The organism is Bacteroides mucinivorans, assembly GCF_034654355.2.
Classification (GTDB): Bacteria; Bacteroidota; Bacteroidia; order Bacteroidales; family Bacteroidaceae; genus Bacteroides; species Bacteroides nordii.
Map to the genome: position 1 here is coordinate 2,802,475 of NZ_CP178179.1, position 20,696 is coordinate 2,823,170.

Sequence of the window (20,696 nt, forward strand, 5' to 3'; positions counted from 1 at the left end):
TTCTTTGAATATACAATCTAATTTTAAATACAATGTTATCAATCAAAAACAGAATAGAAATGGAAACAACAGTTAAACTTTATTCTTTGAATTACAGTAATGTGAAAACGTATTTGTTCGCTTTGCTATTTGTAGCAGGCAATATTGCATTACCTCAATTGTGTCATTTGGTACCTGCCGGTGGTCCTACCCTATTGCCTATTTACTTTTTCACACTAATCGCATCGTATAAATATGGCTTTCGTGTAGGCTTGCTGACTGCTATTTTATCACCAGTTATCAATCATTTACTATTTGCAATGCCTTCGGCAGCTGTACTACCTGTTATTCTTACTAAATCTGCTTTACTTGCGGGAGCTTCTGCATTGGCTGCCCGTTATGCAAAAAAAGTTTCGTTATTAGCTATCTTGCTTGCAGTACTGTCTTATCAGGTTGTAGGTACAGCCCTTGAATGGGCTTATTTAGGAAATTTCTTTGCTGCTGTACAAGATTTCCGTATAGGTGTTCCGGGAATGCTTATTCAATGGTTTGGTGGCTATGCACTGCTCAAAGCTATTGCAAGAATCTGACAATATGGCAAAAACATTTGATGAGGTGATGGAACGTTTTCGTTCCATCACATTCGAGGATGAATTTGATATGATTGTAGCCATTGCCAATGGTGGAATTGTTCCGGCGGGTATCATCAATCAGCGTTTACAAAAAGAGATTTATTTGTTGAAAATCAATTTGAGAGACGAATATCAACATCCAAAGTATGATCAGCCCAAACTTCTGGCACCAATTGACTTCGATTTCAGAGATAAACGTATTCTTTTGGTGGATGACCGTATAAAAACCGGTTCTACTATAAAATTAGCCAAAGAACTGATGCAAGAAGCCAGAATGATAAAAACTTTCGCCGTTAACGGAAATGCGGACTATGCTCTTTTTGATGAAGCTTGTTTTAAATTTCCGTGGATTGTCTGAATAGTAGATTGTAAATAGATAACGTACCTATGTGATACAGATCGGATAATGGTCATGACTGTAGGGAATAAATTGAAAATAAAAGATGGACAGAAGAGATTTTCTGAAAACAGTAGCGATAGCGGGTGCGGCAATGACTATACAGCGCTCAGAAGCAATGGAAGTACTGACACAAGCCGTAAATAATACTGGTAAACCTGATCTCGTAGCTGTAATGGGTGGCGAACCGGAAGTGATGTTCCAGCGTGCAATTGCTGAATTGGGAGGTATGAAACAGTTTGTGAAACCGGGACAGAAAGTTGTGGTAAAACCCAATATAGGATGGGATAAAGTTCCGGAATTAGCTGGCAATACCAATCCTAAATTGGTTGCTGAAATTGTAAAACAGTGTTTTGCCGCCGGAGCCAAAGAAGTTACTGTATTTGACCATACTTGTGACGATTGGCAAAAATGCTATAAGAACAGCGGAATTGAAGCTGCTGCTAAAGCTGCCGGAGCCAAAGTAATGCCTGCCCATCTGGAATCATATTACCGTTCTGTGGATTTGCCAAAAGGAAAAAATCTGAAGAAAGCCAAAATACACGAAGCTATATTGAATAGTGATGTATGGATCAATGTGCCTGTCTTAAAAAATCATGGTGGTGCAAACCTTACTATTTCGATGAAAAATCATATGGGAATAGTATGGGATAGAGGTTATTTTCATAAGAATGATTTGCAACAATGCATAGCTGATATCTGCACTATGCAAAAAAAGGCAGTATTGAATGTGGTAGATGCTTACCGTATTATGAAAACCAATGGTCCGCGTGGACGTTCAGCCTCAGATGTTGTACTGGCTAAAGGGCTTTTTATCTCACCTGATATCGTAGCCGTAGATACAGCAGCCGCTAAATTTTTCAATCAAGTACGCGAAATGCCTTTGGATACCGTAGGGCATCTTGCCAAAGGGGAAGCCTTGAAAATAGGTACAATGAATCTGGACAAACTGAACGTGAAGCGAATTAAGTTATAAACACATGTTGAGAAAAATACGTATAGGTATATCAGTGGTTCTGTTTACGCTGATTACATTTTATTTCCTGGATTTTGCGGGTATATTGCCCAATAGTTCTCATAGACTGGCACACATTCAGTTCATTCCGGCGCTTTTGTCCTTTAGTATTGGTATACTGATTTTTCTAATTGTATTGACATTACTGTTCGGGCGGATTTACTGTTCTACTATTTGTCCCATGGGTGTTTTTCAGGATGTAGTGGCACGGGGCTCAAAGTTTGTTGGAAAGAAAAAGAAAAGATATAGTTATAGTCCGGCAAAGAATATTCTACGTTGGATTGTTGTAGGGATCACAGCTATTTCCTTTTTCTGTGGTTTTACTGCGATACTTGGGCTGCTTGATCCTTATAGTGCATACGGCCGGATAGCAGTCAATGTGTTTAAGCCGGTGTATATGTTGGGCAATAATTTATTGGAGTCTGTATTTTCTCAATTTAAAAATTATACCTTCTATCAGGTAGATGCTTCTGTTTTGAGTGTGGCTTCACTTGTGATAGCACTACTCACTTTTATCATTATCCTATTTCTTGCCTGGAAACATGGGCGTACATGGTGTAATACAATCTGTCCGGTAGGAACTGTTTTAGGATTACTAAGCCATTTTTCCCTATTTAAAATTCGGATTGATCAAAATAAGTGTAATGGTTGTGGTTTGTGTGCAACTAAGTGTAAAGCTGCTTGCATAGACAGTAAAAACCATGTTGTTGATTATAGCCGTTGTGTAGATTGCTTTGACTGTCTGGAAGTATGTAATAAGCATGCGTTGGTTTATGCTCCGATTTCAGTATCTACCCCCAAAGAGGCCGCAGATAATTCTAAACGTCGTTTTTTAATGACAGGGCTAATAACAGCAGCTACTGCACCCAAAGTGTTGGCACAAGTTAAAGAGACAGCAGCAACTCTGTTGGGAGGCAAAAAGGCATATCAAAAGAAGAATCCAATAACGCCTCCGGGATCTGTTAGTCGTGAGTACTTTCAGAACCACTGTACATCTTGCCATCTTTGTGTTAGTAAATGTCCCTCGCATGTGTTGAAACCTGCATTCACAGAATATGGATTAGGAGGAATCATGCAACCTACGGTGAATTTTGAAAAGGGATTTTGTAACTTTGACTGTACTGTTTGTGGAGATGTATGTCCCAATGGAGCCATAAAACCATTGACTGTGGAGGAGAAACATCTGACTCAAATGGGATATGTAGTCTTTATTGAAGAAAACTGTATTGTGTATACAGATGGTACCAGTTGTGGTGCCTGCTCAGAACATTGCCCGACACAAGCTATAGCGATGGTGCCGTACAAAGGTGGACTGACGATTCCTCATGTGAATACAGATATCTGTGTAGGATGTGGCGGTTGTGAATATGTATGCCCCTCTCGTCCGTTCCGTGCAGTTTATATAGAAGGTAATCCGATACAGAAAGCAGCTAAACCGTTTAAAGAAACAGAAAATGAAGAGATCGAGATAGACGGATTCGGATTCTGATTATATTCACCACTGACGATACAGATTAATACTGATTTTTTCTTTCCGGAGAGACAATCAGTACTAATCTGTGTTATCAGTGGTGAACTTTTTTCTCTATATCAAGTTCTTCTTTGCAGAATTTTACTAATTTCGTGGCGAACAATATAAAATGAAGCAAATGGAGGATGTAGTAACTACCGATTGGGAACACAGAAAATTCCAGATAGGATATGCACTTAGTGGTGGGTTTATTAAAGGCTTTGCCCACTTAGGAGTGATGCAGGCCCTTTTGGAGCATGATATCAGGCCGGATATAATTTCGGGTGTGAGTGCAGGTGCGTTGGCCGGTGTATTTTATGCTGATGGTAACGAACCCCACAAAGTTCTGGACTACTTTTCCGGACATAAATTTCAGGATCTTACAAAGATGGTGATTCCCAAAGTAGGACTCTTCGAACTGGGAGAATTTATAGATTTTCTCAAAAGTAATCTGAAAGCTCAGAAGCTGGAAGAGTTACAAATCCCCCTTATTATAACGGCTACAGACCTGGATCACGGACGAAGTATGCATTTCCGGAAAGGCAGCATTGCCGAGCGGGTTGCTGCTTCATGTTGTATGCCGGTAATGTTTACGCCAGTCAGAATAAACGGTACACATTACGTGGATGGTGGGTTGTTGATGAATCTACCGGTATCTACCCTTCGTAAAGAATGTGAAAAAGTAGTTGCCATCAATGTCAGCCCTCTGGAAGCAGAGAAATATAAAATGAATATTGTTAGTATTGCGATGCGATCCTATCATTTCATGTTTCGTGCCAATACATTTCCGGAACGCGAACTTTGCGATCTGTTAATAGAACCGTACAACTTGAACGGATATAGCAACCGGGAGTTGGAGAAGGCAGAGGAGATATTTGATCAAGGATATAAAACGGCCAATGAAATACTGGAAAATCTGTTTCAGGAGAAAGGAAGAATATGGAGATAATAAAAGTAGGTCTGGCTGCTTACGGAATGTCAGGACAAGTTTTCCATGCTCCGTTTATCAGTGCCAATCCTCATTTTGAACTTTGTAAAATAGTAGAGCGTAATAAGGAGCTTTCAAAGGAACGCTATCCTGGTGCTACGATTGTACGCAGTTTCGAAGAGTTGATAAAAGATCCTGCAATAGAGTTGATTGTAGTCAATACTCCGGATAGTACGCATTATGAATATGCCCGTTTGGCTCTTGAAGCGGGAAAGCATGTCATCGTTGAGAAACCTTTTACCTCAACTACGGAAGAGGGAGAAGAGTTGATAACATTGGCTACCGAAAAAGGACTCATGCTTAGTGTATATCAAAACCGGAGATGGGATGCAGACTTCCGGACTGTACAGGAAATCATTTCCAAAGGGCTGCTGGGACGACTGGTAGAATATGAATCTACTTTTGCACGCTATCGTAACTTTATCAAACCTAACACCTGGAAAGAGACAGGAGAATCAGGTGGCGGATTAACTTATAATCTTGGCTCCCATCTCATCGATCAAGCCATCCGATTGTTTGGTATGCCGGAGGCTGTTTTTGCCGATATAGCTACAATGCGCGCCAATGGAAAGGTTGATGATTATTTTATGATTCGTTTTCTTCGTCCTTCATTGGCTCCGGATGTAAAAGTTACGTTAAAAGCCAGTTATTTAATGCGGGAAGCTGAGCCCCGGTTTGTTCTTCACGGAACTTTAGGCTCATTTGTAAAACATGGAGTCGACAAACAAGAAGCTGCTTTACTGCGTGGTGAAATGCCCGATCAACCTCAATGGGGAGAAGAAACAGAAGAAGAATGGGGATTAATACATACAGAGATTGATGGAAAAGAGATCTGCCGGAAATATCCGGGTATTTCCGGAAATTACGGTGGGTTTTATCAGAACATATATGAACACCTTCGCCTTGGAGAATCATTACAGACAGGAGCGCGTGATATTCTGAATGTAATTCGTGTTATTGAGGCAGCTTATCAAAGCCAACAGGAAGGTAAAGTTATCAGCTTAAAATAAATCTTATATAACATGAGTGACGAAAAGAAAATAATTATCTATCAGGTGCTTACCCGCTTGTTTGGAAATAACAATAATCATTGCATCAATAACGGTGATATTACCCAAAATGGCTGTGGAAAGATGGCAGACTTTACAGTAAAAGCATTGGGTGAGATACAAAAGTTAGGTGTAACACATATCTGGTATACGGGTATTATTGAACATGCTACACAAACTGATTACCGTCGGTATAATATCCGTCCGGATCATCCCGCTATTGTGAAAGGTAAAGCAGGTTCTCCCTACGCTATCAAGGATTATTATGATGTAGACCCGGATATTGCAACAGACGTTCCCGGTAGGATGAAAGAGTTTGAGAACCTTGTGAACCGTACACACCGTGCCGGACTAAAAGTGATCATTGATTTTGTACCTAATCATGTGGCCCGTCAGTATCATTCTGATGCACAGCCCGATGGGACAGTAGAACTGGGAGCAAACGATGACCCGACGTATGCTTTCAGTCCGTACAACAACTTTTATTATATTCCACAATCAGAACTTCACGGACAGTTCGATATGAAGGGAAGCGCTGCGGAACCTTATCGGGAATATCCCGCCAAAGCAACCGGCAACAACCGTTTTGATGCATATCCCAATATCAACGACTGGTATGAGACGGTGAAGTTGAATTATGGCGTAGATTATCCTAACGGAGGCACCTGTAACTTCTCCCCTATTCCGGATACATGGATAAAGATGCTTGATATCCTTCTTTTTTGGGCTTCAAAGAACATAGATGGATTCCGCTGTGATATGGCAGAAATGGTACCGGTAGAGTTTTGGGAATGGGCAATCCCTCAAGTAAAAGAGAAACATCCCAAACTGTTATTCATTGCAGAAGTTTACAATCCGGCAGAATACCAGAATTATCTGTTCCGTGGTAAATTTGATTATTTGTATGATAAAGTGGGATTGTATGATACACTACGTAATGTAGCATGCGGCTATGATTCTGCTACAGCTATAACCCGCAGTTGGCAAAGCCTGGGAGGAATTGAGAAGCGTATGCTCAACTTCCTTGAAAATCATGATGAACAGCGTATTGCTTCGGATTTTTTTGCAAGTGATCCTCGTAAAGGTATTCCGGCTCTGATTGTGTCAGCCTGTATGAATACAAACCCGATGATGATTTATTTCGGACAGGAGTTTGGCGAACTGGGTATGGATAGTGAAGGTTTTAGCGGCCGCGACGGGCGTACTACTATTTTTGATTATTGGAGTGTAGATACCATACGCCGTTGGCGGAATGAAGGTAAGTTTGATGGCAAGATGCTAACGGAGGAGCAAAAATCCCTGTACGCTGTCTACCAGAAGATTCTGACTCTTTGCAACGAAGAACAGGCTATTGTACAAGGAGCTTTCTTCGACTTGATGTACGCCAACCAAAACGGATGGAGATTCAATGAGCACAAGCAATATACATTTTTGCGTAAGTCTAAAAATGAATTACTTTTCATTATTGTCAATTTTGATGGTCAGCCGGTAGACATTGCCATAAATGTACCGTCTCATGCTTTTGACTTCTTGCAAATTCCTCAGATGGATTCTTACGAGGCTACGGATTTACTGACCGGAAAGAAAGAAAATATTTGTCTGCTTCCTTATAAAGCAACAGAGGTTTCACTGAGCAGACATAGCGGAAAGATATTGAAAATAATCATCTAATCAAGCTTTAAAAAATACGTACTTTTATACATATAAAGTACGTATTTAATAGTGACTTAAATACGTATTTAACACCCTGTTAAATACGTACTTTTGTGTTATAGATTATAGTATATTGTTTTTCCATATCTTATCAATGCTCTAATACGGAAATTATATGTTACAATCATACAATAAAGAACAAGCCATTCGGAGGATTAACTATCTGTCCAAACAAGGCAAACCTTTTATTTTTATCATTAATTATCTGCAAAGTTGTTCGTATATAGAAGAAGCAGACAGGCTTGACTCTTCACTCGTATTGTATAATTTTAACGGTTTTACTAACCAACCACCGACTCAGCTTTGTAATAAAGTAATACAGTGGCAAATTGCTCCCCAGCCACTAAGCCAATACAAGGAATCTTTTGACTACGTTATGCAGAATATCCATAATGGTAATAGTTTTCTAACGAATCTGACTTGTAATACTCCAATTACGACCAACTTTGGGTTAAAAGATATTTTCCTTCATTCCAAAGCAATGTATAAGCTATGGGTAAAAGATGCCTTTGTAGTATTCTCTCCTGAAATATTTATTCGGATCAATGGAAAGAAGATTAGTTCATACCCCATGAAAGGAACGATAGATGCTACTCTCCCATCTGCATGTCAACAACTAATGAATGACCCGAAGGAAGCGGCAGAACACGCTACAATTGTAGATCTGATACGTAATGATCTGAGTCTGGTTGCAGAAAAAGTGTTTGTGAACCGTTATCGTTATGTCGATACACTGCAGACAAATTCCGGTCCTATTTTACAGACAAGTTCGGAAATTAGTGGTATTTTGCCTGATAATTATCGCTCACAGTTGGGAGACATTCTTTTTAAACTATTACCTGCAGGCTCTATTACAGGTGCTCCCAAACAAAAGACAATGGATATTATAGCCCGTGCGGAAACATATGAAAGAGGTTTCTATACTGGTATTACCGGGTATTTCGATGGTGAGAACCTCGACAGTGCTGTAATGATACGCTTTATTGAGCAACAGAGAGATAAACTTTATTTCAAAAGCGGGGGAGGAATCACCTGTAAAAGCGATCTGGAAAGTGAATACAATGAAATGAAACAAAAAGTCTATGTGCCTATTTATTGAAACCATACGAATAGAGAATGGGGTAATACACAATTTGGCCTATCACAATAAGAGGTTAAATCGGACCAGAAATTGGTTCTGGAAAAACTGTGCTACTTTGGACCTCGCTGATTACATCCAGCCTATACAAGGTGAAGGGGTAATAAAGTGCAGAGTGGTATACGATAAAGAAATCAGAGAAATCACGTATGCCCCCTATTCTATTCGTAACATTAATACACTTCGTGTGGTCCGTTCCGACGAAATAGATTATACTTATAAAAGTATTGACCGTGAATACTTGAATCAACTTTATGCTTTACGGGAAACAGCCGATGATATACTCATTGTTAAAAATGAACTGATTACCGACACTTCCATTGCTAACATAGCCCTTTATAATGGTACAGAGTGGCATACTCCTAAAGCTCCTTTACTGAAAGGTACACAAAGAGCATTTCTGTTGGATCAACAAATTATAAAAGAAGAAGAAATAACTTTGAAACAACTTTTTACCTACTCCCGCATCACTTTATTTAATGCAATGATTACTTTCAGAAAGATAGAGTTCCCGGTTGGTGATCATATTATTGTATAACTATTATTAACAGCAAAAAAGATTATAACTACGAACAAAACCCTTTTGGGGTGTGTTATATAGATGTGTTTTTCATAGTATTAGATATAAGATTAATTAAAAGAGATTGTACCAGCTTGTGATAAGTAAGTACGTCAGAAACAGAAGCGTCTGTTTTTTTGATAAATGTGTTAAAGCATCGGCTTTCTTTAAGTCGATGCTTTTTTATTGCATTTTTTAGTTTGTTACAAATAAAATTCGTACGTTTGTAGAATAAAGATATAGAAAAGAATGACAATGAACATGCCTGTTATCTTTCAATTTTTAAAAAATCTCGCTGCAAATAATAACCGTGAGTGGTTTAACGAGCACCGTGATGAGTATGAAACCGCCCGTACAGAGTTCGAAAATCTTTTGGCAGCTGTAATTTCCCGTATCGGCCTCTTTGATGAGAGTATCAGAGGTGTACAAGTCAAAGATTGTACCTATCGTATCTATCGGGATACCCGTTTTTCATCAGATAAAACGCCATACAAAATTCATTTTGGCGGATATATCAATGCCAAAGGAAAAAAATCCGATCATTGTGGCTATTATGTGCATATCCAGAATGGGTCCTGTATGTTGGCAGGAGGAAGTCTTTGTTTACCTCCTAATATTTTGAAAGCAGTCCGTCAGTCTATTTACGACAATATAGATGAATATATTGCCATAGTAGAAGATCCTGAGTTTAAAAAATACTTTCCGGTGATAGGAGAAGACTTCCTGAAAACTGCCCCCAAAGGTTTTCCGAAAGATTTTAAATACATTGATTATCTGAAATGTAAGGAGTATACCTGTGCTTACAATGTACCTGACGAGTTCTTTCTTGCTCCCGACTTTTTGGATAAAACAGAAGACGCTTTTCGACAGTTTAAACGCTTTGCTGATTTTATTAACTACACAATTGATGATTTCGAATAATAATACCTAATAATAACTTAAAAACTTTTATAACTATGGTAGTAGATACATTAGAAAACCTGGAAAAATACGCGTCACTGAATCCTTTGTTCGCACAAGCTATTGAGTTCTTGAAGTCTCATGACCTCTATGCTATGGAAGTAGGCAAGACCGAATTGAAAGGTGCGGATCTGGTAGTAAACATCGCTCAGACTACTCCAAAGGCTAGAGAGCAAGCCAAACTTGAAACTCATAACAAATTCATCGATATTCAAATTCCTCTTTCTGGAACAGAAATAATGGGATACACTCCCGGTAAAGACTGTGTACCTGCCGATGCTCCTTATAATGCCGAAAAAGACATTACTTTCTTTGAAGGTTTAGCAGAGACATATGTGGCTGTTAAGCCAGGTATGTTTGCTATTTTCTTTCCGCAGGACGGACATGCTCCAGGCATTACTCCGGATGGTGTAAAGAAAGTTATTGTAAAAGTGAAAGCATAATCAAACTCATCCTGATATGGAGAAAACATTGAATCTTATTAAAAGTGACCCTTGGCTGGAACCGTATGCTGCAGCTATTACCGGACGGCATCAATATGCTATGGATAAGGAAGCCGAACTGACAAACGGAGGAAAACAAACCCTGTCGGACTTTGCTTCGGGATACTTATACTTCGGTTTGCATCGTACAGACAAAGGATGGACTTTCCGTGAATGGGCGCCCAATGCAACCCATATTTACATGGTAGGTACATTCAACAATTGGGAAGAGAAAGAAGAATATAGCCTGAAGCGTTTGCAGAATGGTAATTGGGAAATCAATCTGCCCGTGAATGCAATGCAACATGGCGATCTTTACAAACTGATCGTTTATTGGGACGGAGGACAAGGAGAACGTATTCCGGCCTGGGCTACGCGAGTGGTACAGGATGAGAATACAAAAATCTTCAGTGCACAGGTTTGGAATCCCGAGAAACCCTTCAAATTTCGCAAAAAAACATTTAAACCTTCTACTGATCCATTACTTATTTATGAATGCCATATCGGTATGGCTCAGCAAGAGGAGAAGGTAGGGACTTACAGTGAGTTCCGTGAAAAGATTCTTCCCCGTATAGCAAAAGCTGGTTACAACTGTATTCAGATTATGGCCATTCAGGAACATCCATATTATGGTAGCTTTGGCTATCATGTATCGAGTTTCTTTGCGGCTTCTTCGCGTTTCGGTACTCCTGAAGAGCTCAAAGAACTGATTGATACTGCTCACGGATTGGGTATTGCTGTAATAATGGATATTGTTCACTCTCATGCTGTGAAGAACGAGGTAGAAGGTCTGGGCAATTTTGCCGGTGATCCTAATCAATATTTCTATCCGGGAGCACGTCGTGAACATCCGGCATGGGATTCTCTCTGTTTTGATTATGGCAAAAACGAAGTAATACATTTTTTACTGTCCAATTGCAAATATTGGTTGGAAGAGTATCAGTTTGACGGTTTCCGTTTTGACGGTGTAACCTCAATGTTGTATTATAGCCACGGATTGGGAGAAAGTTTCTCTAATTATGGTGATTATTTCAATGGACACGAAGATGACAATGCAATGTGTTATCTGACGCTTGCCAACGAGTTAATTCATATGGTGAACCCCAAAGCAATTACTATTGCAGAAGAAGTTTCGGGTATGCCGGGATTAGCAGCCAAAGTAGAAGATGGTGGCTATGGCTTTAACTATCGTATGGCTATGAATATTCCGGACTATTGGATAAAAACAATCAAAGAGAAAATTGATGAAGACTGGAAACCTTCCAGTATGTTTTGGGAAGTTACCAATCGCCGTCAGGATGAAAAGACAATATCCTATGCTGAGAGTCATGACCAGGCATTAGTAGGTGACAAGACTATTATTTTCCGTCTGATTGATGCCGATATGTACTGGCATATGCAAAAGGGAGATGAAAATTACACAGTAAATCGTGGTATTGCTCTTCACAAAATGATTCGTCTGCTTACTGCTACTACAATTAATGGCGGTTATCTGAATTTCATGGGAAATGAATTCGGACATCCCGAATGGATTGATTTCCCACGCGAGGGAAATGGCTGGTCGTGCAAGTACGCCCGTCGTCAATGGGATCTGGTAGATAATAAGAATCTGACCTATCATTATATGGCAGATTTTGACGAAGATATGCTGAAGGTAATTAAAAGCATAAAAGATTTTCAGGCTACGCCAATACAAGAAATCTGGCATAATGACGGCGATCAGGTACTCGTATATCAACGTAGAGATCTCATATTTGTATTCAACTTCAATCCTAAACAGTCGTTTACAGATTATGGTTTCCTGGTTGCTCCGGGTGCATATGAAGTAATTTTGAACACAGATAGTGTACAGTTTGGAGGTAATGGACTCTCTGACGATACCATTACACATTTCACTATATCCGATCCTTTATACAAAAAGGAAAAGAAAGAATGGTTGAAACTTTATATTCCGGCTCGTACAGCGATGGTATTGCGTAAAAAGTAAAATACTACTCTAATAATAAAGAAGAGAGCCACTTCCATATAAAAAGTGGCTCTCTTCTTTATTATGATAAGCTTTTATTATTTCAGGCTCTCTTCTACCTGCCCCAACATTTTCTTAATTTCAGCTCTATCCGGAGACAAAGCTACAGCTTCTTTTAAATAATCTGAAGCTTTCTTGAAATCGGCATCGGCAGCAGCTTTTTCCGTTGCATATTTGTCTGCATCAGAAGTAGCCAGTGGAGCGGCTTTTTTCAAGACATTAGCTCCATTATTGTAGAACAACACTCCCAGACTGTAAAGAGCATCTGTTTTCCATTTTTTATTGCTCAACGTAGTTACTTGTTTGTAACTATCTTCTGCCTTATTAATATCATTGGCTTTCTGGAATTTTTGTCCTTCCTTCAAATAATAGATAGCATATAGTTTCTCCATTGTTTTATTGCCCGGGGCAACTTTAAGGCCGGCTTCCAATGTTTCCACCATTTCCGCATCCTTTTTCAAATCTTTTAATGCACCAGCTTTACGGGCATATGCATTGGCTACATTATAATTCTTTTGAATGGCCACATCGAAGTACTTCACCGCATCAGCATATTTTTTTATCTGATCAGCACATACACCACAATTATAAGCCATTACGGAGTCTGAATTATTCGTTTGCTTCAAATACGCATCGTATTTAGTAAAAGCAACCTGGTAATTCTTAGCATTTAAAGCGTCATTTCCTTCTTTTTTTAACTGATTAGGGTCTGTTTGACCAAAGATACTGCCTGTGGCACAGCACAAAGCAGCAAGCAAAATAAATTTTCTCATGGTTCTTAAAATGTGTCTTTTTAATTGTTTATCGTTCAAATGTAACAAGAAATGAATAGAATAACAAAGCTATTTTGTTTTTTATAGGCTCTTTCACACTACGAAACATACATTTTATTCATATATGATGGCGATAAACATACTTCTTTCTGATTGTTTAGAAAGTACATACAGCCTGTTATCAGTTGATTTATATTAATAAATAGATATAAAATAAAAAGATGGATTCTTCTCACGCTTGAGAAGAATCCATCACACACAAACAAAACAAACAATACTCTACATTTTTCTTCTCAGATATCTGTAGAACAGTGATGCAAATATATATTGAAAAAATAATAGTTGTTATTATGTCTGGAAATTCAGTATCTACATTCGGAAATTTAGTACAAATATTTATCATTTTTAAAACTTGATTATTACTGATAAATGGAGAAAGTTGAGCAATCTTCCTTGAATACAAATGTTCATGTACTTCGATTACAAACTTTTTATAGATGGGAAAGAAAGGAGTAAAAAATAGTTTGTGACGATAAGAAAAATGTAATTGCCTGCACAACCCCCAAAAAACTATTTCAATCACTCTTTTTGTGATCCCGATCAAATGCAAAATCATACAACTAACAGTCAGGTGTTTGGCGTATGCTCAATGATATACAACAAAAAAGGAGACTACTATTGTAATCTCCTTTTTGTGATCCCGAAGCGATTCGAACGCTTGACCCACGCCTTAGAAGGGCGTTGCTCTATCCAGCTGAGCTACGGGACCATCCTTAATTGCGGTGCAAAGGTAATGCTTTTTCTGAAACTTCAAAAACATTTCTGTGTTTTTTTGCGTCTTTCTCTGTGCAGAAAAGGCTATAATCCTAAAGGTAAGCCTGTTAAATACCACAAAATAAATAACAAAGTCCAGGCTATTAAAATGTAAACAGAATAACGCCATGTATATCTTAATAGGGAAAGATAAGAGGAGTTCTTGTCATATTGCTGCATATAAGTCAATACTAAAGGCATATAAAAAAGAAAAGGAGTAATGGCATTGGTTGCACTGTCTCCTATACGAAAAGCACACTGCACTACATCCGGGGAAACACCCATTTTATCGAATATCGGAATGAAAATGAATGCCATAAATGTCCATTTGGAGGTTGCAGATACCATGATGAGATTGATCAGCGCACTGAATAAGATAAAAAGGATAAGAGTCGACAAGTTACCAAACTCAATAGAAGAGAGTAGATTTGCTCCCATAATAGCCAGGCACTTGTCGAGGTGTGAATACTCAAAACAAGCAAACATCTGTGCTGCAAAAAAGGCGATAACAAAATATACTCCCAGTAACTTCATAGGTTGTGCCAAACCTTCTATCACATCTGCATCCGTACGATACCGCCCTGAACTGAATCCGTAGATCATTCCCATAAGTCCGGCTCCCAAGGAAATAAGAAACAATATCCCCATAATAAAAGGAGAACGCATCAGATTACCACTTACACCACGCAAAATACCATAGGAAGAGAAAGTTAGCCAAAGTACTACAGCGACATAGGCCACGCCTACAATGATGGCCATTGTTAAAGCACGGCGTTCCTTACGAGAAAGCGGTTTATAACCTTCAAAGAGTGTACTTCCACCATAATTGCCCATAGCCGGAAGTAATTTACGGCGCGTTACCCAATAAACGACGGCAGCAATGAGAAAAGTAGAAACAAACATGAAATAATAATTGCATAACGGCCCCGTATCACCGTGTTCTATACCGCCTGCCACTGCGGCTTCTTCTGTGGTGCGGGCCAGCAAAGGATCCATCGTGCTTAGTACAACATTAGCACTATAACCGCAAGCTACAGATGCATAAGCTGTGATAATTCCAGCTACCGGATGTAACCCCACGGAATGAAACAAAGTAGCAGCAATAGGCAGCAATATAATATAACCAGCATCACCTACTACGTTTGAAAGCAATCCCAGGAAAATAACCCAAAGAATAATTTTCTCTTTCTCCTGCTTTCCACGAATTCCCTGCCGGATACAAGCATCTATAAAGCCGGAGTGTTGCGCTACTCCTATACCAAACATAGCTACAATTACCATTCCCAAAGGAGCAAATCCGGTGAAATTGGTAACTATATGACGAAGCAACCAGCGAATACCTTCCGGACTTAACAAGCTTTGCACACGAATTTCCTCACCTGTTTGTGGCAATGTAACGCTTAGTCCGTAGATGTCAAATATCCACGAAAGAAGCACAACGAACATTGTCAGCACAAGGAACATTGTGGCCGGATGTGGCATACGCCATTTGCTATTCTTCATCGGCTTCCAGATTATCAAGATCGAGGATACGAAGTTCAAATGCACGTACTACCAGACGGGTAGCATTCACCCCTACCCGTTCTCCATTAGGAAAGAGTCGTCCGACAAGATCATTCTGCCGTTTTTCGAGCGACTTCACTCCAAAAGGCATACCCTTGAGATTGGCTATCATCTCTTTGGTATATCCCAAGGCGAGATGGCGTAAAAAACGTTCGTCATATTCATCGATATCGTAATTGATGACAGCTTCCTGACGTTTGGCATCGTTACCTACAGAGGCTTTAAACCGATCTACTATCTTCTCAAGTATGGGATAGTTGAATACAAGTTTCTTGCCGTCCATCACTGCTTGTACATCGGTCTTAGTCAGCAGTTCACCTGTCTTCAGGATAATGCCGTCGGCTCCTGCATTCAGTACATCTACCCATAGTTTTTCATTCAATATTTCACCTGTGAAAATAAGCACCCGTACTCCTTTGTAACGTTTGAATATATTGCGGCAGATATCTACTCCAATAGTGGTAGAACCACCCAAACCAAGATCGAGCAGTACCAGATCGGGTAATTGAGCTTCCATTAACGGCCAGAATTCAGCTTCAGTCATAGCGGTCCCTATAACTTCTGCATTGGGTATTTCATGCCGAAAAATCTCTTCTGTACCTTTCAGTTCTAACTTTACATCTTCTACGATAATTACTTTAAATTTTCTGTCTTCCATACGTTTCGTTACATATATTGTTATGACTCGTTACACATATTATTATGCTGCTTTACATCTATTGTTATCATCGCCTGGGTATGGTAAAGTAAACAGTAAACCCTCCACCCACAGCAGGCTCGGCATTGATACGGCATCCACGTCGTCCGGCAAATTCATCATGATCGCGAATAATTTGCTTACATATCAAATATTCCGTACCGCGGAGTTCTCCTTTTTCACCAGCAGTCATGCGTGCCAGATTGGGATAAAACAATTGGTTCAGCTCTTCTACGCTCTTTTCTCGACGGGTATCAGTAAAAAGAAAGCGTACATATTCATCCTCTTCTTTGGCACTTAATTTCAATATTCCGTTTTCAGACCTATCGAGCGCTTCGTCTATCAGATTTTCAAGAAGAAAACGAAGTTGATTGATATCTCCGATAACCCGGCCCTCCATTGGTTCGATCATTAACTCAACTCCGGTTCTTTTTCCCTTACTAACCCTTCGGAAATACTTAGCTGCGTATTCAAAAAGATCGGAAACCTGAATCGTACTCCGCCGGAATGTAACCTCTTCCAATTGCCGGGAAGCACAGGAACTAAGGATGGTAAAGATGCCTTTATAGTACTCTATCAATTCACTGATAGCTTCCACATTCTCCCGTTCTTCTGTTTCCGAAAGATTTTGTGTATTCAACTTACCAACGATCTGTTTTATTTTATTGGGATAATAAACAGTCTCGTGTTTGATGGTAGAAAGGCAATTGTCGAGTACCATATTCTGAACATGCAGCATACTGTCTTCCCAGGAAGCACGTTGTGCCTCTTCATGTGCAGATTCAATATCCCGGTATTTCATTGCCAGTTTCACTACAGCATTGAACACTACGATTGCTACGTAACGGGCCACCAATTCAAACAGTAGCCGATCTGTTTCTAATTCAGTTCCCTCACGGCGTTCCAGGTAAAGTACACCTACGCACTGATGCTCTCCTCCAGCATCCACTACTAATGGGATAGCCTGTGCAAGCCCATCAGACTGATAAGTTTGCTCGTTGAAACAACATTGCATCAACTCAGGCATTATATCAAGCCGGGGATTGGAAGCAAACTCCAGATGATGTGTAGTCTCATTATACACGGCAAGGCTGAGCCGGTCAATTGTCAGTAGTTCGTTAATAGAATCAAATGCTTCGTCAACGAGTCGTTGTGGAATCTCTTTCAACGTATCCTCTTCGCGCTGCAAAGCTTCGGTCGACTCCTGTGAACGTATAAGTGAAGATGCAAAAACTTTTTTGTTTATCTCAAGCACCTGTTCCAAATTCAAACGGTTGAGTAGGCGTTTGCGTATATATATAAGATAATAGCCTGCCAGAGAAATTACCAGTAAAAGGATGCAAAGAATAATACCTACTATTTTGTTCGTTGTAGAACGTTCCAATTGGCGACAGTAGCCCTCTAATGACTGATCCTCACTTTGCAACTTATAAAGGGCTGTAAATGCTGCATTATTATAGTTATATCCATCCAACTGTTTTAACGCAAGAAAAGCAACGGCTGCTTCGTTTCTTATATCCAGTATTGCATGAAAATCCGAATCGAACATTTCATTCCACCAGGTCAGTTCTGCCGGAGTACCTTCACCAATCAGTTTCATATACCGGTACGGCCGGCGGGCATATTTCTTATAATGCCTGTTCAGTACCATAATAGCGGAGTCTGCATATTGCAGGGCTGCTTCATAATAGCCATCTACATTAGCAAAATAGGCTGCGTTGGCATAGTCTGATGCTTCGTCAAGCAATTGGTCATAATTGGAATCTGCTGCCAAAGTTAAAGAATCCATCGGAGAAACAACATATGCCAGTTCGGCCTCTTTCATACAAGAAGAGAACAGACACGAAGGCAATAGCAAACAGAACAAAATTCCCATTACCTTTCGTACTCCTGGCGGAAGGCGGAAATAGAAACGACTCCCCTTTCCCGGTTCGCTTTCAACGCTGAACAGACATACCCGGAACAAATCATTCGTTTTACGATACTTCTCAATAATGCCTTTGCAGTTCATCAGTCCGAAACCACTTCCCTTATTCTGTCGCAGCACTTCCGTATCCTCCGTATCTTTCATTCCGATAGCACGTGAATCATATACTTTTTCGCCAATAATACGCGCCACATCTTCGGCAGAAAGTCCGCGTCCGTTATCTTCCACCGATATTTCAACGTATTCTTCGGTCTGGCAGGCATAAATATGTACCTTCCCCCCTTCGGGAGTATATTTACGGGCATTTTCGGCCAGTGTATTTATCATAAACAAGGTCAACGCCCTGTCCGCCTTTACCAATGCTTGGGTGGGTTCTATTTCGAGTGTTTGATCCTTCATTTCGAAGGCTCTGCGTCCTTTTCCCAAAAGTTCAAAAAGCTCATTTAAACTGAAAATTTCTATATTCAGACTCAATGTACCCTGTTTCATCTTAATCCACAAGGCAAGAATATCATTATATTCATTGATCGTGGTTACTAATTCGTCAATATATTGGTATTTTTCTTTTTTGATTCGCGGGTCTTTCATGAAACCTTTTTCCGTGAGTTTGTGCACCTCGTTGAGTATGCGGTCTATATAAGGATTGATACCATTCACAATAGCAAGACACGACTTTTTTATCAGATTCTGACGTTTGTTGGCAGCAATATGCTGTTCATAGACATAACGTTGTTTTTCCAGCTGGTTACGCTCGTCACTGAGTAAAGCAATGGCCTGCTCATTATCCATAGCCCACTCAACGTAGGGTATCAATATATGTACTAATGCCTGCTCATCACGACTCAGCCGATGATTGTGGACGAAGTTTGTCTTTCCCTCTTCAGTAACTTCCAAAGTGATCCGGTCCGATCCGAATAGCCGGTCAATGCCTTGCTGGATAAGAGGTATATTCATCGGAATAGAAGCCGTAATATCCCGGCAAAGAACCAGCGTCTGTTGCAACCGTTCTGTGTAAATGCGATTTTTTATTTTGGAACGTTTATTGAAAATCCAGAATAAAACGATTACCAGCAACAAACCTACTGTAACAAAGAAAAGTACGATATTCAGCTGTTTGGACTCTGCTTCCAGATAGGCATAACGACTTTCCAGCTCTTTGTCCTGACGGGTATCATTTAATATATCCAGATAGATATTGCGGTTATAGTCAGATTCCGACTTCATGCCCAAACCTGCATAAGAAACACTCAACTGCTCACGAATACGGGATATCCATTCGGGTACAGTTTTGACCCTCTCTTGTCCTATCCACGTCATTTCGGTAAAAATGGTATCAGCACCGACAAAAGACTGTAATTTGTCTAATGTATCGGCTGCATGATGATAATACAAAAGATGGTGATAATTTACGCATTCCAATGCTTTGCCCAGAGAATCGAGTGCGTCAGAATACAAACCATGAGCATTGAGATATTTTCCGATAGAGACATAAGCACCGGCAATTTGATACAGGTCATCGTATTCTCTGAAGGTTTGCAATGCTTTTTCTCCCAATCTTAAAGGTAGCAAAGAGTCAATTGGTATGCCCAATTGCTTCAATGAATGTGAACGTCTTGAAACAATCAAGTCAAAATCTCCTTTAGGTATCAGCAGGTTAGCCAATCCCTGCATACTGTTCCCGACAAAATAAAGATAACCTTCGCGGGAAGCCAGTCTCCAGGTAGTATAGAGTTCGTCATATTCATGTAATTTCCGTTCGTCCGGTGTATCACCTTCACACAAAGAAGCCGATCCTTTGATATAATGAAAGTAAAGATATTGATTGGTATCCTCATTCAAAGCTTCGTCTTGCGGAATCTTATCCAGTGCTTCCATTGCTTCGGGACGTTGCTGAAGATAATAGTAATAAACGGCAGATACTATAAAGAACTCTGTGAAGGCATAATTCAACCGTAGTGTCTCATGCTTGTCTGCAAAAACATTGCTGTCTTCACGAATACGTTTCATTCGCCGGATAGCGCTGTTACGATAATCGTAATATTCTTTATTCATACCCGCCCGCTGATAGATCTTCATCAGTCCTACATCTGCAATAAGTAATTCCAATTCATTTTTGGTAAGTCCGTATACTTCTTTGTGTAACCCTTCGGCACGTTCAAAATCCATTTTCATGAATGCACAAAATCCCAAATTATTGCAGGCCTCTGCTTTCCCCTGATTATAAAGGCGGGATTTTTGATAGGCTTCTAATGCAGGATGATAGGAAGAATCCAGATTTTTGTAACGATAAGCATACGCTCTTCGATTCAAAGAGTCGATAAATCGTACCTCTTTAGTCGGTGCTGTACCGACACACGAAAAGAGTGCTGTAAGCAACAGCATGCACAGTATATACAAAGGCAGGTGACGGTTCATCGTTTCAATAATTGTTCAATGTACCGATATGCCAATTACCTGCGGTATGTTAAATAGTGC

At 39.8% G+C, this 20,696-nt stretch carries 16 protein-coding genes and 1 tRNA gene; 12 read left to right on the forward strand and 5 right to left on the reverse strand.

The window, feature by feature from the left end; genetic code table 11:
• Positions 1–59 precede the first annotated feature (59 nt).
• The 12 genes from VCM39_RS10400 (at position 60) to VCM39_RS10455 (ending at position 12,409) form a co-directional block, all read left to right on the forward strand.
• The gene (locus VCM39_RS10400; protein WP_221651110.1) at positions 60–569 is read left to right on the forward strand and encodes an ECF transporter S component; all 510 of its coding nucleotides are present in this window, start codon (positions 60–62) and stop codon (positions 567–569) included.
• 4 nt (positions 570–573) lie between these two features.
• On the forward strand, positions 574–969 hold the full coding sequence (locus VCM39_RS10405; protein ID WP_322932711.1) for a phosphoribosyltransferase: 396 nt from the start codon (positions 574–576) through the stop codon (positions 967–969).
• 85 nt (positions 970–1,054) lie between these two features.
• Positions 1,055–1,984: a DUF362 domain-containing protein gene (locus VCM39_RS10410; RefSeq protein WP_221651108.1), complete on the forward strand. Its 930-nt coding sequence runs from the start codon at positions 1,055–1,057 to the stop codon at positions 1,982–1,984.
• A gap of 4 nt (positions 1,985–1,988) precedes the next feature.
• On the forward strand, positions 1,989–3,512 hold the full coding sequence (locus tag VCM39_RS10415; protein WP_322932710.1) for a 4Fe-4S dicluster domain-containing protein: 1,524 nt from the start codon (positions 1,989–1,991) through the stop codon (positions 3,510–3,512).
• Between the two features lie 160 nt (positions 3,513–3,672).
• On the forward strand, positions 3,673–4,482 hold the full coding sequence (locus tag VCM39_RS10420; RefSeq protein WP_002560317.1) for a patatin-like phospholipase family protein: 810 nt from the start codon (positions 3,673–3,675) through the stop codon (positions 4,480–4,482).
• Complete coding sequence (locus VCM39_RS10425; RefSeq protein ID WP_221651106.1) at positions 4,473–5,531, forward strand: Gfo/Idh/MocA family oxidoreductase; 1,059 nt, start codon at positions 4,473–4,475, stop codon at positions 5,529–5,531. Before VCM39_RS10420 ends, VCM39_RS10425 begins: the two co-directional genes overlap by 10 nt.
• Before the next feature lie 12 nt (positions 5,532–5,543).
• A complete protein-coding gene (locus VCM39_RS10430; protein ID WP_221651105.1) occupies positions 5,544–7,241 on the forward strand; it encodes an alpha-amylase family protein in 1,698 nt (565 codons plus the stop codon).
• Between the two features lie 157 nt (positions 7,242–7,398).
• Positions 7,399–8,382, forward strand: a complete 984-nt coding sequence (locus tag VCM39_RS10435) for an aminodeoxychorismate synthase component I (RefSeq protein WP_221651104.1) — start codon at positions 7,399–7,401, stop codon at positions 8,380–8,382.
• The gene (locus tag VCM39_RS10440; protein WP_221651103.1) at positions 8,366–8,959 is read left to right on the forward strand and encodes an aminotransferase class IV family protein; all 594 of its coding nucleotides are present in this window, start codon (positions 8,366–8,368) and stop codon (positions 8,957–8,959) included. The genes VCM39_RS10435 and VCM39_RS10440 overlap by 17 nt, the downstream gene beginning before the upstream one ends.
• Before the next feature lie 276 nt (positions 8,960–9,235).
• The gene (locus tag VCM39_RS10445) at positions 9,236–9,901 is read left to right on the forward strand and encodes a DUF2461 domain-containing protein (RefSeq protein WP_025866402.1); all 666 of its coding nucleotides are present in this window, start codon (positions 9,236–9,238) and stop codon (positions 9,899–9,901) included.
• Positions 9,902–9,936: 35 nt separating this feature from the next.
• On the forward strand, positions 9,937–10,383 hold the full coding sequence (locus tag VCM39_RS10450) for a YhcH/YjgK/YiaL family protein (RefSeq protein WP_221651102.1): 447 nt from the start codon (positions 9,937–9,939) through the stop codon (positions 10,381–10,383).
• Between the two features lie 16 nt (positions 10,384–10,399).
• A complete protein-coding gene (locus VCM39_RS10455) occupies positions 10,400–12,409 on the forward strand; it encodes an alpha amylase C-terminal domain-containing protein (protein WP_322932708.1) in 2,010 nt (669 codons plus the stop codon).
• Positions 12,410–12,486: 77 nt separating this feature from the next.
• On the opposite strand, the gene VCM39_RS10460 is transcribed toward VCM39_RS10455, so the two are convergent.
• The 5 genes from VCM39_RS10460 to VCM39_RS10480 all read right to left on the reverse strand — a co-directional run bounded on the left by VCM39_RS10460 (position 12,487) and on the right by VCM39_RS10480 (position 20,636).
• Positions 12,487–13,221 (reverse strand): tetratricopeptide repeat protein, encoded by a 735-nt coding sequence (locus tag VCM39_RS10460; protein ID WP_221651100.1) that lies wholly within the window; start codon positions 13,219–13,221, stop codon positions 12,487–12,489.
• 695 nt (positions 13,222–13,916) lie between these two features.
• Positions 13,917–13,990, reverse strand: a tRNA-Arg gene (locus VCM39_RS10465).
• A gap of 89 nt (positions 13,991–14,079) precedes the next feature.
• Positions 14,080–15,537, reverse strand: coding sequence for an AbgT family transporter (locus tag VCM39_RS10470; RefSeq protein ID WP_221651099.1), 1,458 nt, complete (start codon positions 15,535–15,537; stop codon positions 14,080–14,082).
• The gene (locus tag VCM39_RS10475) at positions 15,527–16,255 is read right to left on the reverse strand and encodes a DUF5932 domain-containing protein (RefSeq protein WP_002560350.1); all 729 of its coding nucleotides are present in this window, start codon (positions 16,253–16,255) and stop codon (positions 15,527–15,529) included. Before VCM39_RS10475 ends, VCM39_RS10470 begins: the two co-directional genes overlap by 11 nt.
• 67 nt (positions 16,256–16,322) lie before the next feature.
• Positions 16,323–20,636, reverse strand: a complete 4,314-nt coding sequence (locus tag VCM39_RS10480; RefSeq protein ID WP_322932707.1) for a DUF5113 domain-containing protein — start codon at positions 20,634–20,636, stop codon at positions 16,323–16,325.
• Positions 20,637–20,696: the final 60 nt, after the last annotated feature.

Bases quoted from the DNA above. Each gene is read 5' to 3' on its own strand.
- VCM39_RS10420 (WP_002560317.1), top strand. From the start codon at position 3,673: ATGGAGGATGTAGTAACTACCGATTGGGAACACAGAAAATTCCAGATA.
- VCM39_RS10400 (WP_221651110.1), top strand. From the start codon at position 60: ATGGAAACAACAGTTAAACTTTATTCTTTGAATTACAGTAATGTGAAA.
- VCM39_RS10435 (WP_221651104.1), top strand. From the start codon at position 7,399: ATGTTACAATCATACAATAAAGAACAAGCCATTCGGAGGATTAACTAT.
- VCM39_RS10405 (WP_322932711.1), top strand. From the start codon at position 574: ATGGCAAAAACATTTGATGAGGTGATGGAACGTTTTCGTTCCATCACA.
- VCM39_RS10455 (WP_322932708.1), top strand. From the start codon at position 10,400: ATGGAGAAAACATTGAATCTTATTAAAAGTGACCCTTGGCTGGAACCG.
- VCM39_RS10410 (WP_221651108.1), top strand. From the start codon at position 1,055: ATGGACAGAAGAGATTTTCTGAAAACAGTAGCGATAGCGGGTGCGGCA.
- VCM39_RS10475 (WP_002560350.1), bottom strand. From the start codon at position 16,255: ATGGAAGACAGAAAATTTAAAGTAATTATCGTAGAAGATGTAAAGTTA.
- VCM39_RS10415 (WP_322932710.1), top strand. From the start codon at position 1,989: ATGTTGAGAAAAATACGTATAGGTATATCAGTGGTTCTGTTTACGCTG.
- VCM39_RS10430 (WP_221651105.1), top strand. From the start codon at position 5,544: ATGAGTGACGAAAAGAAAATAATTATCTATCAGGTGCTTACCCGCTTG.
- VCM39_RS10470 (WP_221651099.1), bottom strand. From the start codon at position 15,537: ATGAAGAATAGCAAATGGCGTATGCCACATCCGGCCACAATGTTCCTT.
- VCM39_RS10445 (WP_025866402.1), top strand. From the start codon at position 9,236: ATGAACATGCCTGTTATCTTTCAATTTTTAAAAAATCTCGCTGCAAAT.
- VCM39_RS10480 (WP_322932707.1), bottom strand. From the start codon at position 20,636: ATGAACCGTCACCTGCCTTTGTATATACTGTGCATGCTGTTGCTTACA.
- VCM39_RS10450 (WP_221651102.1), top strand. From the start codon at position 9,937: ATGGTAGTAGATACATTAGAAAACCTGGAAAAATACGCGTCACTGAAT.
- VCM39_RS10440 (WP_221651103.1), top strand. From the start codon at position 8,366: ATGTGCCTATTTATTGAAACCATACGAATAGAGAATGGGGTAATACAC.
- VCM39_RS10460 (WP_221651100.1), bottom strand. From the start codon at position 13,221: ATGAGAAAATTTATTTTGCTTGCTGCTTTGTGCTGTGCCACAGGCAGT.
- VCM39_RS10425 (WP_221651106.1), top strand. From the start codon at position 4,473: ATGGAGATAATAAAAGTAGGTCTGGCTGCTTACGGAATGTCAGGACAA.